This window comes from Flammeovirgaceae bacterium SG7u.111 (genome assembly GCA_034044135.1).
In the GTDB taxonomy this organism is placed as follows: Bacteria; Bacteroidota; Bacteroidia; order Cytophagales; family Flammeovirgaceae.
This window is the reverse complement of the sequence record CP139021.1, coordinates 6,061,527-6,076,756: the sequence shown is the minus strand read 5'-3', so window position 1 is coordinate 6,076,756 and position 15,230 is coordinate 6,061,527. Positions and strand designations below refer to the sequence as shown.

Below are 15,230 nucleotides of genomic sequence, written 5' to 3'. Positions count from 1 at the left end.
TGAAAGCATGGCGAATCAGTATCAACTCAAAGTTAGGAGAATATCATTGCTGAAAGGGCTATGATTTTATAAAAAGAGAATATATGAAAAAGAAATTCTTGCTTACGTTAAGTCCTTGCTTGCTTTTGTTCCTGTTGCCATTCCATGTCCCGTTATCTGTTTTTTATCATACCCTAGCTCCTTACGGAACCATTAATAAGTATTTGGTAGCATCTGTCATATTTCTTACTAGTGTGTTGTTGTTTGATGTTTTTTTGTCAAATGAAATGTATAGAAAACGCTATACAGGGAGGCTTTCTTGGTTGTTGTTATTGTTAGCTTCCTTAGCCTTGAGGTTTGGGTTGTTCGATTTCCAGACAGATGATTATAGAGAAGCCCTATCAGTTTGGTTTGACTACATAAAAGACAATGGAGGGTTTGCTGCACTAAAATATAGGAATTTCTCTGATTACAATTCGCTCTACTTATACCTAATGGCGGGATTGACCTACTTGCCTATTCATAAGCTTTATTCCATTAAGCTTCTTACAGTTTTGTTTGATTTTTTAGGTGCGTGGGCATTATTCAAAATTGTTGCATTGAAGAACCCTACAGGTTTTCGTCCCTTTTTTGCAGCTCTAGTCCTATTATTGGCTCCTACTGTCTTGTTTAATGGGGCACTGTGGGCACAATGCGATATGATTTTTACTGCATTTTTACTTTGGTCTTTGTATTATATGATCAAAGACCTTCCAAATTTCAGGTTAGCGATAGTCTTTTTTGCCTTCGGTCTGATGTTCAAATTACAAGCAGTCTTTTTTGTGTTACCACTTACTTTTATATATTTATCTAGAAAAGTTAAGCTATGGGAGTTTCTGATCATCCCCTTAGTTTGGGTTATAACAATCTTACCTAATGTGCTACTTGGGAGAAGTTTCTTTGATTTGCTTCTGATTTATGCAAGGCAGGTAGTGCGTTATCCCTCTTTAGCCTATAATTCACCATCCTTGTATAATTTATTCCCCAATGCTCCATTTGAGCTATTTAATACTTGGGGAATCATACTGGCATTCTGTTTTGTGATGCTATTTGTAGGAGTAGTATTAAAATTAGATATAAAGTTTAATAAAGAAGTTCTAATACGAATAGCTTTTATTTCTGTGATGGTGATACCTTTTTTTCTACCTAAAATGCATGAGAGGTACTTTTTTGCTGCAGATATTTTTGCTATTGTTTATGTATTCTTTGTGGGGAGATTATGGTTTGTAGCAATAGCTATGAATTTGATTTCACTATCGTGCTACGTGCCCTTTCTGTTCAAAGAAGAATTATTTGAAGGAAAGTATTTAACTATATCACTGTTAGCCGTGATATGTATAGTGCTTTATGAATTTTGGGATTTCAGTAGAATGAATTCAACTAAGCAGGAACGGCTACTTTAGCTTTTACCTTTTTCTGTGAAGGGATTTCCAGTTTGAAAGTCGAACCGTGATTGACCTCTGAATCAACTGCTATGGTTCCACCTATTTTGTTTACAGCTTCTTTTACAATGTACAAACCGAGACCTGAACCCTTGCTATTTTCAGCTCCTCTGTAAAACATTTCGAATATTTTATTGATTCGGTTTTGTTCTATGCCTTGACCATTATCAGAAATTTCAATAAAAGCAGTGTTATTTTTGACATGGAATTTTATTTGTATTTTTTGGTGTGGTTCATTCGTCTTTCTGAACCTAAAGGCATTTGAAACTATATTGTTGAGTATGATTTGAAGTCTTTTTTGATCTGTAAAGAATGCAGTTGGGTGCTGGATATCTAGTTCTATTTCAACTTGTTGAAATGGGTCTTGGTATTTTTGCCCATCAAGAATCTCTTCAATTAAAGTATGAAAGTTGATTTCATTTTTCCTTACCCTAAGTCTTGTGTTTTGAGAGTAATCTAAAATATCGCTAATATAATTATCGAGCTTGTTGACGCTTTTCTGCATCAAGTCAAGGTAGTATCCTAATGATTCTTCTGAGTTATATTCTCCCCTAGAAATATTTATCAGACCAAGTAATGATGATAAAGGCGCTCGGAGGTCATGAGAGGTTCTATAAACGAACATATCAAGTTCATCATTGACCTTTCTGAGAGCAAGATTCTGTTCTTGAAGTTGCTTTTTGCTTTCAAAATTTTCTAGTTCTATAGCTTTTCTTTCAAGTATTTCTTTTTGAAGTTCATTGTTCGTTTGCTCTAAGTTTTTAGTTCTTTGGGCAACTAGTGTTTCTAGTTTACCTGTGAGACTTTTTAATGAAGCTTCACTTGCTACTCTTTCTTGAATTTCATGTTTGAGTAGTTCTTGTATTTCCATGCTGTCTCTTCTGGATTGTAGTTCCTTATGTTTGGTTTTGTACATAAGCCTAGATATTGCCCAAAGGATAGGTATGAGACTAAAAATCGCAAAATGCTTGGTTAAAAGCTCAGTAGGTGTAATATTTTGATTGAGATATGTTGCCAAAAGTAGGGTGATAATACTAGGGGCAAAAACGATAGAGAACTGTTTGCTATTGAAAGTGAAGATACTGGCTATTGAAATGCTTACAATTATATATGTTTCAAACCCTCCACTTCCTGAACTGATTTCTGTTAAGCTAATAAGTGAAGCCCATACGAGTGATGTTTGTAAAAAAAGGATATAGATATTGTTGAAAACAAGACTATTGAGGGATTTGATGCTTTTGGGCAATCGGCTAATAATTAAAAAAAGAACTGATGCTGAAAATGCAAATACATCATAAGTAAGGTAACCCTTGAAAGGAGTGAAGACAATGTCGATTACTAACAATATACCTGTCAGTAATAGCACAAGTATATTAAGTTGTCCCGCCCTTTTAAGGTTTTCTTTTGAGTAGCAGTCTTTGAATTTCTGGCAATCATTCGCAGAAGCTGAAGGAATACCATTCCTAACCTTTTTCAAAAACTCATTTTTATCATTTAAATTAATCATAAGTGAGTAAATTACCTATGGTTGTTTGTCAGTTTAGTCTACGCTAAGGCTTTTGGTTTCACATATAATAGATGTTATAACGCCTACACATGGTGTTTGTGTATTTAGAACGTGGCTTCTATACAACAAGTGTCTGAACAATCAATTTGATTGTGAATTATACTTAATGTCACTCCTTAAGTGTTAACACCTTCTCGTTCATACCTTCTAATACCTTTATTATGAGTAACTTTCGAGTATTGTCTGTTTCTGTTTTAATTGCTTTGATATAACTGCTATTTTTGAGGGAACTTAAAAACTGAGCATGAGATATTTTTTAGAAATAGCTTATAACGGAAGTAGTTATCACGGATGGCAGATTCAAGAAAATGCAAATACAGTGGAAGCTGTTTTGGAAGATCGCTTGTCAAAAATGTTACGTCAGCCGGTTGATTTGGTAGCAAGTGGTAGAACTGACACGGGTGTCCATTGTCGGAGTCAATTTGCTCATTTTGATCTTGAGAAGCCACTTCCTATTCAGGATTTTTTGCACAAATTAAATTCATTTTTACCCAACGATATAGCTGTTCTTTCGCTAAAGGAAGTAAAACCTGATGCCCATGCTCGGTTCGATGCCATCAGAAGAACTTATGAGTATTTGATTATCACCCATAAAAGCCCTTTTTGGCAGGGTTTAGCACACCAGAGCAAAGTAGATTTGGATTTGGAGGAGATGAACTATGCCTGTAAAGTATTGTTGGGAGAACATGATTTTCAAGCTTTTTGCAAAACGAGGGTTGATGTGAGCCATTATTTGTGCGAAGTGATGGAAGCAAAGTGGGAAAAAAGAGGTGAGCTATTGGTTTTTACTATCAAAGCAAATCGTTTTTTGAGGGGGATGGTTCGCTTGGTGACTGGAGCTTTGCTTGAGGTGGGGGATGGAAATCAAGCTGCTTCTTTTTTGACTGAGATCCTTGAAAAAAAAGAGCAGGGTACTAAGAGTTTTGCTGTCCCTGCTCATGGCTTGTACCTCAAAAAAGTAGAGTATCCAAATCATGTTTTTCTTGAAAACTAAAAGTGGTAAGTTAAAAGGAATCAAGTAAATACCCATTCCTATTTCCATCAATTATAGGGTACATGTTTCTAAAAAACTCTTTATTTTTAAAAGATTATAAGGTTTATTGTGGTGATACATTTAAAATATATTTCTAATGAGTAAAAGAAAAGTAGATATAAGTAAGCTAAGTAGTATTTGTGAAATACCTGGTGCTCCTGGTTTTGAAAAGAATATTCGGGATTTTGTGTTGCAAGAAATTACTGGCTTAGTAGATGAAGTAGAAGTAGATAACCTTGGGAATATTTTTGCCTTAAAAAAGGGAGTAAACAACCCACATAATAAAAAGGTGATGGTTGCTGCTCATCTCGATGAAATAGGGTTTATGGTTACCCATATAGATGATGCTGGGTTTATTAAATTTCAGCCATTAGGAGGTTTTGATTCCAAAACGTTGACCTCGATGAGGGTGCTGGTACATGGCACAAAAGATTTGGTGGGGGTAATGGGAAGCAAGCCAATTCATATAATGTCCCCAGAGGAGAGGACGAAAGCACCTAAGCTCTCTGATTTTTATATTGACTTGGGCTTGCCCAAAGAAGAGGTCGAGAAAATGGTTTCGGTGGGCGATGCAATTACCAGAAAACAAGACCTAATTGAAATAGGTGAAATGATCAATGGTAAATCACTTGATAATAGGTTATCTGTTTATATTTTGATCGAGACACTTCGCAAGTTAAAATCACCAGTATATGATGTTTATGCAACATTTACCGTGCAAGAAGAAGTGGGTCTAAGAGGTGCGAGTGTTGCAGCGCATAAAATAAACCCTGATTTTGGGCTTGCTATAGATGTTACCATAGCCAATGATTCACCAGGGGTGCAGGCACACGAGAAGGTTACTGAGCTGGGAAAAGGTACTGCGGTTAAATTATACGATGCGGGAGTGATTTGTGACCGAAGAATGGTTGATTTCCTTAAAGTGACGGCTAAGAAAAATGATATAAGTTGGCAGCCAGAAGTACTTACGGGTGGAAGTACGGATACAGCAGGTTTGCAGCGTATGGGAAAAAATGGTGCCATAGCAGGAGCTTTATCTATACCTCTTCGCTATGTGCACCAAGTGACTGAAATGGCTCACCAAGACGATGTAATAGCGACAATAGACTTACTTACAGCAGCATTGGAAGAGGTCGATAGCTATAATTGGACTCATTAATAGTATACGCTAAGACTAGTTTCTTTAATTCGAATAGCCAAGATATATTATTTATCTTGGCTATTTGTATAAGGCTTTAAATGAAAAATGATTTTTATCAAGTTTTTAAAATGCAAAATTAACATTATTAAATGACTTGTAATCAGTTATTTAAATACTTTGTTTGAATTATTTTAGAAATTAATCAATTGAAAAGTACCATAAAATCAGTAAAAATTTAAATTTGCATGAACTTAAAGGTTGGAGGTCATGTTGTTTGATTTGAAAGCCAAAAAAGAATGATCATCAGATTGTTCGATTAATCTAAAATTACTGACTGATTTTTAACACATTCACAGTCTAATCTAAAATTACTAACCAAGGCGTTCAATTTGATCTAAAATTACTAACCAATTTTTTTTCTAAGGTTACTAATATAAATCCACCACCTTTTACTAACAAAACCATATTTTATTTTATTTGTTACTTATTATAATAGTCCTATCTTTATAGGGAAGTTATAGTAAGCTGTTTCAAAAATATTGTAAACCTCATTATTTTAGTACTATGTTAAGATTTCTTGACTCAATTGGAATGCTGGGAATCATTTTGATTTTCGTGTTATTGGTCATAGGTACTATCTTAATTCTCAGGTCGATAATCAACAAGAAAACTGAAAAGATTATCTCTGAGGGAAAAGATGGAGACTATTTGACCAAAAAGTATTATTCGGTGGACAACCACAAATACAGAGGGTTGGTTCGTAATGTTGGATTAGCGTTAAGCTTAGGTTTAGTGCTTGCTGCCTTCGAGATGCCTGACTTCGATGACCAAGAATTGGTTGATTTGGGCACGTTAGATGCAGAAATGGAAGAGATGATGGAAATACCTCCTACGGAGCAAAAGCCACCTCCACCACCAAAAATTCAAGCTCCTGAAATTATAGAGGTACCTGATGAAGAAGAAATTGAAGAAGAGATTGAGGTAGATCTAGATATGGAAGCTGACGAGGAAACTGTTATCGAAGAAGTGGTAATGGAAGAACCTGAAGAAGTAGAAGAAGAGGTTGCTGATCAGATCTTCGAAATTGTAGAGGAAGGTGCTGAGCCTGATGGCGGTATGGTTACTTTCTTGAAGTGGGTAGGTAAGAACGTTAAATACCCTAACCAAGCCAAAAGGATGGGTGTAGAAGGTAAAGTTTATGTTCAGTTTGTTGTGGACAAAGACGGGTCTCTTACTGACGTGAAAGTAATTAGAGGAATTGGTGCAGGCTGTGACGAAGAAGCTATTAGAGTTTTGCAAAAAGCAAAAAAATGGAAGCCTGGTAAGCAGAGGGGACGTGCTGTAAAGCAAAGAATCGTACTTCCTGTTAACTTTAAGCTAGGGTAACCTAAGGTTTCCTTAAACAGATATTGAAGCCCAGACGAATTGTCTGGGCTTTTTTTGTGCTTATACCTCTATTTTTTTTAATCTTTGCCTTCTCTCAGTGTTTATTATCCAAATTATGCACAAACAGTTGATTCAATATCTTCTTATTTTATTTTTCATACTCGGCAATTGGGTTGGGCTGATGGCTCAGACAGAAAAGTATATATTTCCTATTCGACCTGGTGTTCAAAATTACCTCTCAGGGAGTATGGGGGAAATACGTTCTAATCATTTTCATGCAGGGTTCGATATTAAAACTCAAGGGCAAGAAAACCTACCTGTATATGCTGTTGCCGATGGTTACGTTTACCGTATCAAAATTTCTCCCACAGGTTATGGAAGGGTGCTTTATGTTCAGCATACCAATGGAAGGAGGTCGGTATATGCCCATCTAAACAAGTTCAGAAAGGATATGGAAGACTTTGTTTTACAAAAACAATATGAGGAGGAAAGTTTTAGTATAGAACTATTTCCTAATGCGAACCAGTTTGGGGTACGAAAAGGTGAGGAAATTGCGCTTTCGGGCAATACGGGTTCTTCGGGAGGTCCACATTTGCATTTTGAGATTCGGCAAAACAATGATGTAGCTCTGAACCCTGCCAAATACGGCTTTTCTGAAATCAAAGATAAGGTAAGCCCCGTTGCTTATAGAGTTGCACTCAAAACTTTTTCTATGGATGCGAGGCTAAATGGGAAAATGGGTAGGATAGAACGAAAGGTTGTTAGAAGTGGCAATATGTACAAAGCTTCAGGGGTGATTGATGCAGTTGGGTTGCTAGGAGTGGAGTTTCAAGGAGTTGACAGAGCAAATGAAACAAGCAATACGTATGGTATAAATATGGTGAAGGTTGAGTTAGATAGGAAGCTGATCTATCATCATGAAATAGAAGGAATACCTTTTGAACTAACCCAATATATCAATCTTTTTACTGATTATTACCAATGGGGAGAACATCGGAAAATTTTTCAAAAGTGTTATCAAGACTTAGGGAATAAATTACCTTTTTATGAAGAAAGCCCAACAAATGGCTTTTTTAAGATTGAAGCAGATGGCAAGCTCCATGAGTTAAAGATCTTTTTGATCGATAGTTATGGCAATACAACGCCTATTCTTATCCAGTTGAGGGGGAACGAAAGTTCTACTGTGCAAAAGGGGGCTTTGGTAACAGAATTAGAAAGTGGAGTAAGGCAGAAGCATTTTGTTTGGTATGCAGATAGTTTATCTCAAATTGTAAATGTAGGTGGACTTGAATATGAAATAAAACCAAACTACAAAAGTGAGAAAGGTTATCTATATGCATGGGATTTAAGACAAGGGTTGCCCGATTCTTTGTTGCTTTCAGATAGTTTAGAGACAACAGATTTGCTACATGGTTTTTTGCCTAAAAAATCTACAAGTTTTTATAATGAGTTAGCCGATGTTCACATTCCTGCCGATGCTCTTAGCGACACCCTTTACCTCACTTTAGGTATCAAAAATAAACGCTTACAAATTGCCGAGTATTACACACCTATTTTTGAGCGAATCAAAATTGACTTTCATGTTCCGGACTCCCTTCCGCATGAGGAAAAATACCATGTTTATAGAATTGGAAAAAGAAATAAGCCCTCGTTCATAGGTGGAAATTGGGAAGGTGCGACTGTCTCGTTCAGTACTAGAGGGCTAGGTGAGTTTGAGTTGTTGGCTGATTCAATTCCTCCAACTATACGGGTAATAAGTAGGAGTAGACAGTATGTCCGGTGCATTATCAGTGATAGGTTATCAGGAATAGATTCCTACAGAGCAACAATAAATGGGAAGTGGGTCATGATGGAGTATGACCCACGGAAAGCGGTAATTTGGACGAAATTGATGGAAAGTTCTGATAGCCTTAAAGGAGACTTCAAACTAGAAGTTACGGATAAGGCAGGAAACAAGAAGGTATACCAAACAAGGTTATAGCCTCAAATTGATCTAAAACTCTTTCAGTTTTAGATCAATTTGAGCTTTAATGCTGGCTGAATGATTGATAACTTCATCCAAAAATAATTTTGTTTCTTCGGCATCAACCACTTCTTCATCACGGATTTGGTCAATCATAGTGAGAAGTTGTGTAAACCCTTCATTTCCCAAATAACCAACACTCGATTTGTATTTGTGGGCTATTTCTCCCAAGCTCATATAATCACCTTTATCAAAAGCATTCTGCATATTTATGGGGTATTCTTCAAGGTTTGCAGATATGGTTTTTAAGAGCTTTACTAGCAATTCTGTCCTGCCATTTGCTACGTCTGTGATATAGCTAAAATCTATTTTCATGGGTTTGGGTTTAACTATTGATATATTATAACTTTCCTGACTTTGCCTGATAAGCTAAATAAAGGTTTAGCAGACCTCCTCCAAGCAAAACCAACCACCATTCGGTGTGCTGCCTTTCAAATAAAAAATAGTAAATACCTAGCCCAGCTAATAATATGGCGGCAACTATAAACACTAACACTTTATTTTTTCCTAAATTCATATACAGGTTGTATTTTGAGCAACAAACTAAACGAACACATCCGTTTTTGCAAGTTTATAAATTCAAAAGCGAAAAAACACTAGTCCTTCAGTTCTAGTGTTTTTTAAATTGGCAAGCATATAACTTCAAGGAGTTGTATTTTTTCAACACATAGTCATTACATATTAATTTTATAGCCATGACAATCATACCTAGCCTTTTACTTAAACAACTATACAATAGAAATAGCTTAGAAAATGTAAATGGGGGAATTGAGTTTGCACTCAAAAACCGGTTGACAGATGTGGAGCTTTTACAGATAAGCGAGATCAAGATAAATAAGAAGGGTATTCCCCTTGGAAAGGTTATGCTTGATTTTGGAAAGGGAAAAGTGATGCCCATTACTGAGTTGACCAAAAAACAGCCACAGCTTTTTCCTCTAAGGCATGTGATTAGAGTTTTTGTTGATGGTGTGGAGTTGGAAGATGGCAAGCATAAAATAGAGATTCTATTTCAGGTAAAGAAGCATGGTAAACTCCATCTTAAAGTAGAAGACAGTATCTCCTCAGGCGATGAGCACCTTGTGCGTATTCCTAGGAATGATTTAGATGATTATAACCCAAAGATCATAAAAGAACGTCAAAATTTTATAAATAGCCTAACTGAGTCGGAGCTCAAGCATATTTTTAGCTATTCCTTTGACCCTACTCTCACACAAGGTAACTGTGAGAACTTTACAGGAGTAGCACAAGTTCCATTGGGTTTTGCCGGTCCTATTAATATTAATGGAGAGCATGCCAAAGGGGAATTTGTAGTACCTCTTGCTACCTCTGAAGGAACATTGGTTGCTTCATATAACAGAGGGATAAAAGTGGTTAATTTGTGTGGTGGTGTAAAAGTTACTGTAGTAGCTGATGCTATGCAGCGAGCACCGGTTTTTGTGTTTGAAGATGCTCGGCAGTGCAAGGCTTTTGTGGATTGGGTAAATGAAAATATGGATGAAATCAGAGACCATGCAGAAGCCACTTCTTCGATAGCAAAACTGCTGTATGTAGATCCATATCTTACCAATAAATTTGTGTACCTAAGGTTTAATTACTCAACAGGAGATGCGGCTGGACAGAATATGGTGGGCAGGGCAACTTTTGCAGCATGTAGCTGGATTTTGGATCATTATGAACACCCTGTTAGCAACTTTTACCTCGAGTCTAATTTTGCAACCGATAAAAAAGCATCACAGATAAACGTGATGAGGACAAGGGGCAAAAGAGTGATAGCCGAAGCAACAATTAAACGTGATGTGCTAATCCAACAAATGAGAGTGGAACCTTCACAGCTCAACTATCACTCAAATATTTCTACACTAGGCGCATTTTTTTGCGGGGCAAATAACAACGGTGCCCATTCCCCAAATGCTATCACGGCTATTTTTATAGCGACAGGGCAAGATGTAGCAAATGTAGCGGAGTCTTCGGCAGGTATTTTTTATAGCGAGGTAACTCCTGAAGGAGATTTGTATCTCTCACTTACCATCCCATCGTTAATTGTGGCCACTTTTGGTGGGGGGACAGGTTTGCCAACCCAGCGCGAATGCCTAGAAGTTTTAGACTGTTATGGAAGAGGTAAGGTGAATAAATTGGCTGAAATTATTGGTGCGGTTGCCTTAGCTGGGGAAATTTCGCTAGGGGCAGCTATTTCCTCCTCCGATTGGGTTTCTAGTCATGAAAAATACGGTAGAAATAGATGAAAAAGAAGGTTGAAGCGTAATGAAATTCTTACATAAGAAAAGCCGTCCTTAAGGGAGGCTTTTTTGTTGCCTTTGCTTGTAAGATATTTCTTGTTATTAAATGGGATGATTGTTTACTTTTCGAATCGAATAAGAAAAATGTATGCTCTTAGTTGGGAGGCTAGAAGTCTTCGCCAGCCAGCATATTGATTTTTATCTCATTGAATTGTTTCTCTTTCAACATTTTTAACTCTTTGGCCTTGTCTTCCACCCATTGAACTTGGTCGTAGTCAAAATTAGGGTAAACAGTTTCGTAATTTACATATTTAACGCCCAGTGCGGCATATTCTTCAGTATAGAGATCTTCTATAATAAAGAAGTTTTGGTTGATGTTTGCCTTCAAATCTTCTTCTTCAGGAGAGTCGAAGAGCATGATATCTTTTAGATCTCTTAAGTAGTCAATTTGCTCTTCTTCTGCTGTGACTTCAATTTCTTCAAGCATTTGGTTACTGCTACTTGCTTCTTCTTCTTCTATTCCCCAAAACTCATCGCTTTCAGAATCTTCTTCTACCGTTGTTTCTGCAAGGATAGTCACACCATTTGCAAAGCTAAATTCAGCTAATTCTGCTTGCCACCCTAGTATTAGGGACCTAGTACTTTCTGTCATCTGGTCCCAAGGGGTGCCAACATAGCTAGCCCATAGGCTTGTATCTTGGTAATCAACTTTTATCAGTTTCCAGATATCAGGCTTTCCCAAAGGATCATTTACGGGATCTTGAGCGGAAAGGTATTGGAATGAAAAGAAGCTAAGGGCAAGGGTGAGATAGATCTTTGTCACAAAAGCTTTCATATAAATAATTAGGATATTAATACTTGGTTTTGGGTTAGCACAGATTAATGAGGACATCTTTGCCTTTTGTGCCAGTTTACTTATCTTCTAAATAACAACTGATTGGTATAATTTACCTTATCCAATACTTAAATAAAAGTTAATAAAATAACGGGGGATTTATCCTAAGTATCTCTTTTCGTGTAAGTTTTTTTGATGTTTTATTTACAAAAATAGGCCCTGGGGTTTGAGGTATGAGTAAAAAGTAAAAAATGCATCTGATTCTCACATAAGGATTTGGGTAAAACTGAAGATGTTGAATTGGTCGCCAAACAAAAAAGGCGAAGTGCAAATTAACGCACTTCGCCTTCTGATATGAACTAAAACGTCCTACTGATGTGCCTAATAATTTACTTTGATGACGCTATCAGCAGTTCCATTATAATCTCCATTCGCCACCGTGTGCAAGTTGAGTACTACATGATAAGCGTTGAATTCTGGTCGAGGTTGTATAGAAACAGCACTTGGAATCATTTCCAGCGTATCTCCATTTAGCTCGGCAAATAAGATGCTGTTCTGGCTGCTGTCCATAGGTGTATGATAATTGTAATCAGAAGTGACTCTCCATAGCGTAAGCGTAAGTGAATCTTCACCTTGAAAATCGTAATACAAATGGGCTATGGATTCAGGAGTAGTTTCCGTAACAAAAGCTGAATCTATCAAATACGTTTTTTTAGGGCCATTATTTTGGTTTACAATATTACCCTCAACCATTCCCGCCATCTCCTTGTCCGATGGACCGATTCCATCATCTAAGTTGTTTGATGGGTCGAGATTATCATCACCGCATGAAACTAAAATAAGGCTGAATAATGTAACGAACACAATAATGTTTCTCATGATAATTTTTTTTTATTTAAAACCTTCTAACCCTAATCCAAACAATGCAAAATCGTACCGAACTGGATCATCTGGATTAATTTTTTTCAAATTTCCCGTCAATTCGGTAGCGGCTCTCCAGTCAGTTGGTTTGCGATGTAAGAGACCAAGCGCTTTTCCCACACGCTCTACATGAACATCTAGCGGGCAGATTAGCTGGGAAGGTTTTATCGTATTCCAAATACCAAAGTCTACTCCTTTTTCATCGTTGCGCACCATCCAGCGTAGGTACATATTCAGCCGCTTACAAGCCGATTTTCGCGCTGGGGTGGCAATATGTTTTTTTGTGCGTTCAGGAAAATCGGGTAAGCTAAAAAAGATGTCATGAAACCCCCTCAGTCCTTGTTCCACATTAGTTTCTTCAGCAGAAATATGTTTGGAAAAAGCCATTTCTAAGGATTCGTTTTCAGCGTAAAACTGTTTGAAAAATTCGAGGAAGTACAGCGTGTCCGTGGCGTTAAAAGTTCTATGTTTGAAACTCAGAAAAGATTTGAGATCAGAATCTTGATGATTTTTGATGAAATCAAAAGGAGTATTGTCCATCATCCCGATCAGCTCCCTACACTTATTTATAATCGTTTTCCGTTGTCCCCAAGCCAACATTGCTGCAAAAAATCCCGCTATTTCTATGTCTTGCTTTTTTGTGAAAAGGTGAGGGATACAAATAGGATCATCTTTGATAAACCCTGGTTGATTGTATTCTTCCGCCTTTGTTTCCAGTAAGTCTCTAATTTCCGCTGCCTCCACTTTATAATGAAAATATCAATGTGCAAATTTTACCTTTCAACCTCTGTTGGTTTTTAAATCCTGCTCTGGTAAGTAAATAACTGAAAGTACCTACCTTCGCTATCAATTAATTCTTGGTGATTTCCCCTTTCAGCTATTTTACCATTTTCTATCACCAAAATCTGGTCAGCCTGGCGAATGGTGCTTAGCCTATGCGCAATTACGAAAGTTGTTCGTCCCTTCATCAACTCTGCCAAACTCTTTTGGATCAACATTTCACTTTCTGTATCTAGGTTAGAAGTAGCTTCATCCAAAATCAACACCCTTGGATTTGCCAAAATAGCTCTTGCAATAGCTATTCGCTGGCGCTGTCCACCCGAAAGCTTAATTCCTCGTTCACCAATTACCGTATCTAACCCTTTTTCAAACCGGTCTGTAAATTCATCTACATAAGCAGCTTTTACCGCTTCAATCAATCGTTCTTCTGAGGCTTCGGGGCGGGGGAAAAGGATATTTTCCCTGATAGTACCCTCAAAAAGGAAATCATCTTGGAGTACCACTCCTAACTGGCTTCGGAAAGAATCGAGACTTACCTTCGATAAGTCTTGTCCATCTACCGTGATCGTTCCTGAACGAGGGTTTAAAAAAGAAGCCGCTAAGCTCGCAATTGTCGATTTGCCCGACCCCGAAGTTCCCACCAAAGCAGTAACACTACCCTTCGGCGCATCAAACGAAATCTTGTGCAATACGTCCTTATCTTCATCATAGGCAAAAGATACATTATCAAACCTTATGTCGCCAACAATTTCTCCTAGTTTCACTGTTCTGGTTTCCGGGTCATTTTCAGGAGACATTTCCATGATTTCGGACGTACGGTCCAAGCCAGCAAATGCCTCGGTCAGTTGGCTTCCTATATTGCTCATTTGTACAATTGGGGCAATCAAAAAGCCCAAATAGAGCGTAAATGAAAGAAATTCACCAAAAGTCAAATCTCCATTGATTATGTAATATCCACCAATTCCCATGATACCCGTACTTGCCAAACCCAGTAAAAAAGTGGAAGTACTTGTGACCATGGCAGTTGTAGTCAAGCTCTTTTTTACATTCAAAAAGAGCCTATTTACCCCATTCTCAAAACTCTTGTTTTCTTGCTCTTCTGCATTAAAACCTTTAATTACTCGCACGCCATTTAGCGTTTCGGTAAGCCTTCCCGTTACTTCAGCATTGATTTTCCCCCTGTTCCTAAATATCGGGCGGATGTACCCAAATGCTTTAAGGGCGATTACTCCAAATAGAACCACGGGCACCAATACATACAAGGTCATGGTCGGGCTGATGTTGATCAACAACCCAAGTGAAATGATAGCTGTGAGCGTCCCGCCAAATAGCTGTACTAGCCCCGTGCCTATCAAGTTTCTTACTCCTTCTACATCCGTCATAATCCGAGATACCAGCGCCCCTGATTTATTATTATCGAAAAAGGAAATGGGGAGTGTCAATATTTTGCGTTGGACTTGAGCTCTTAATTCTGAAATCAACCGCTGGGCTTCCACGCTTAATAATTTTGTAAGGGAAAAGGAGGTGATTGCCTGTGCTGAAATGGCTATTCCTACTATGATTAGCAGGTTTGTTAACCCTTCCAGATCATTATTAGGCACAATATCATCAATCAGTTCCTTACTTTTCCAAGGGAGCACCAAACTGGCCATCCGACCGATAATAATCAATATCAAACCCCAAAAAATCAGCAGCTTACGCGGCCATATAAACTCTTTAAAGACTTGTGAGACCGTCGTTTTTTGTTTACTCATACTTAATGTCAAATGATAGTTGGAGGTGTATCAAAGAAGGATAACCAAATTGAGCCAAAAAAGGTCAGAAAAAATAAAAAAAATTGAAAAAGT

Annotated in this window: 13 protein-coding genes; 6 read left to right on the top strand and 7 right to left on the bottom strand. The window is 37.5% G+C overall.

Going from position 1 to position 15,230, the window contains the following annotated elements:
* The first annotated feature begins 83 nt into the window (after window positions 1-83).
* Entirely contained in the window at window positions 84-1,421 is a 1,338-nt protein-coding gene (locus R9C00_23565; protein WPO34684.1) for a hypothetical protein, read from the top strand.
* Here R9C00_23565 and R9C00_23560 read toward each other — a convergent pair.
* A complete protein-coding gene (locus R9C00_23560; GenBank protein WPO34683.1) occupies window positions 1,399-2,331 on the bottom strand; it encodes a HAMP domain-containing sensor histidine kinase in 933 nt (310 codons plus the stop codon). The genes R9C00_23565 and R9C00_23560 overlap by 23 nt on opposite strands.
* A gap of 940 nt (window positions 2,332-3,271) precedes the next feature.
* Here R9C00_23560 and truA point away from each other — a divergent pair.
* The 4 genes from truA (at window position 3,272) to R9C00_23540 (ending at window position 8,568) form a co-directional block, all read left to right on the top strand.
* Window positions 3,272-4,021: a tRNA pseudouridine(38-40) synthase TruA gene (gene truA / locus R9C00_23555; GenBank protein WPO34682.1), complete on the top strand. Its 750-nt coding sequence runs from the start codon at window positions 3,272-3,274 to the stop codon at window positions 4,019-4,021.
* 136 nt (window positions 4,022-4,157) lie between these two features.
* A complete protein-coding gene (locus R9C00_23550) occupies window positions 4,158-5,219 on the top strand; it encodes a M42 family metallopeptidase (protein WPO34681.1) in 1,062 nt (353 codons plus the stop codon).
* Between the two features lie 546 nt (window positions 5,220-5,765).
* Window positions 5,766-6,587 (top strand): energy transducer TonB, encoded by an 822-nt coding sequence (locus R9C00_23545; protein WPO34680.1) that lies wholly within the window; start codon window positions 5,766-5,768, stop codon window positions 6,585-6,587.
* A 181-nt stretch (window positions 6,588-6,768) separates the two neighbouring features.
* Window positions 6,769-8,568 (top strand): M23 family metallopeptidase, encoded by a 1,800-nt coding sequence (locus R9C00_23540; protein WPO34679.1) that lies wholly within the window; start codon window positions 6,769-6,771, stop codon window positions 8,566-8,568.
* 12 nt (window positions 8,569-8,580) lie between these two features.
* Here the strand turns inward: R9C00_23540 and R9C00_23535 are convergent, their stop codons facing one another.
* Window positions 8,581-8,925: an Hpt domain-containing protein gene (locus R9C00_23535; protein WPO34678.1), complete on the bottom strand. Its 345-nt coding sequence runs from the start codon at window positions 8,923-8,925 to the stop codon at window positions 8,581-8,583.
* A gap of 25 nt (window positions 8,926-8,950) precedes the next feature.
* A complete protein-coding gene (locus R9C00_23530; GenBank protein WPO34677.1) occupies window positions 8,951-9,127 on the bottom strand; it encodes a hypothetical protein in 177 nt (58 codons plus the stop codon).
* A 178-nt stretch (window positions 9,128-9,305) separates the two neighbouring features.
* On the opposite strand from R9C00_23530, the gene R9C00_23525 reads away from it, so the two are divergent.
* Entirely contained in the window at window positions 9,306-10,853 is a 1,548-nt protein-coding gene (locus R9C00_23525; GenBank protein ID WPO34676.1) for a hydroxymethylglutaryl-CoA reductase, read from the top strand.
* A gap of 160 nt (window positions 10,854-11,013) precedes the next feature.
* Here R9C00_23525 and R9C00_23520 read toward each other — a convergent pair whose 3' ends face one another.
* The 4 genes from R9C00_23520 to R9C00_23505 form a co-directional block, all read right to left on the bottom strand.
* Complete coding sequence (locus tag R9C00_23520) at window positions 11,014-11,739, bottom strand: hypothetical protein (GenBank protein ID WPO34675.1); 726 nt, start codon at window positions 11,737-11,739, stop codon at window positions 11,014-11,016.
* Between the two features lie 324 nt (window positions 11,740-12,063).
* Window positions 12,064-12,561, bottom strand: a complete 498-nt coding sequence (locus tag R9C00_23515; protein ID WPO34674.1) for a hypothetical protein — start codon at window positions 12,559-12,561, stop codon at window positions 12,064-12,066.
* A gap of 12 nt (window positions 12,562-12,573) precedes the next feature.
* On the bottom strand, window positions 12,574-13,347 hold the full coding sequence (locus R9C00_23510) for a TIGR02757 family protein (protein WPO34673.1): 774 nt from the start codon (window positions 13,345-13,347) through the stop codon (window positions 12,574-12,576).
* 53 nt (window positions 13,348-13,400) lie between these two features.
* The gene (locus R9C00_23505; protein WPO34672.1) at window positions 13,401-15,137 is read right to left on the bottom strand and encodes an ABC transporter ATP-binding protein; all 1,737 of its coding nucleotides are present in this window, start codon (window positions 15,135-15,137) and stop codon (window positions 13,401-13,403) included.
* Window positions 15,138-15,230 lie beyond the last annotated feature (93 nt).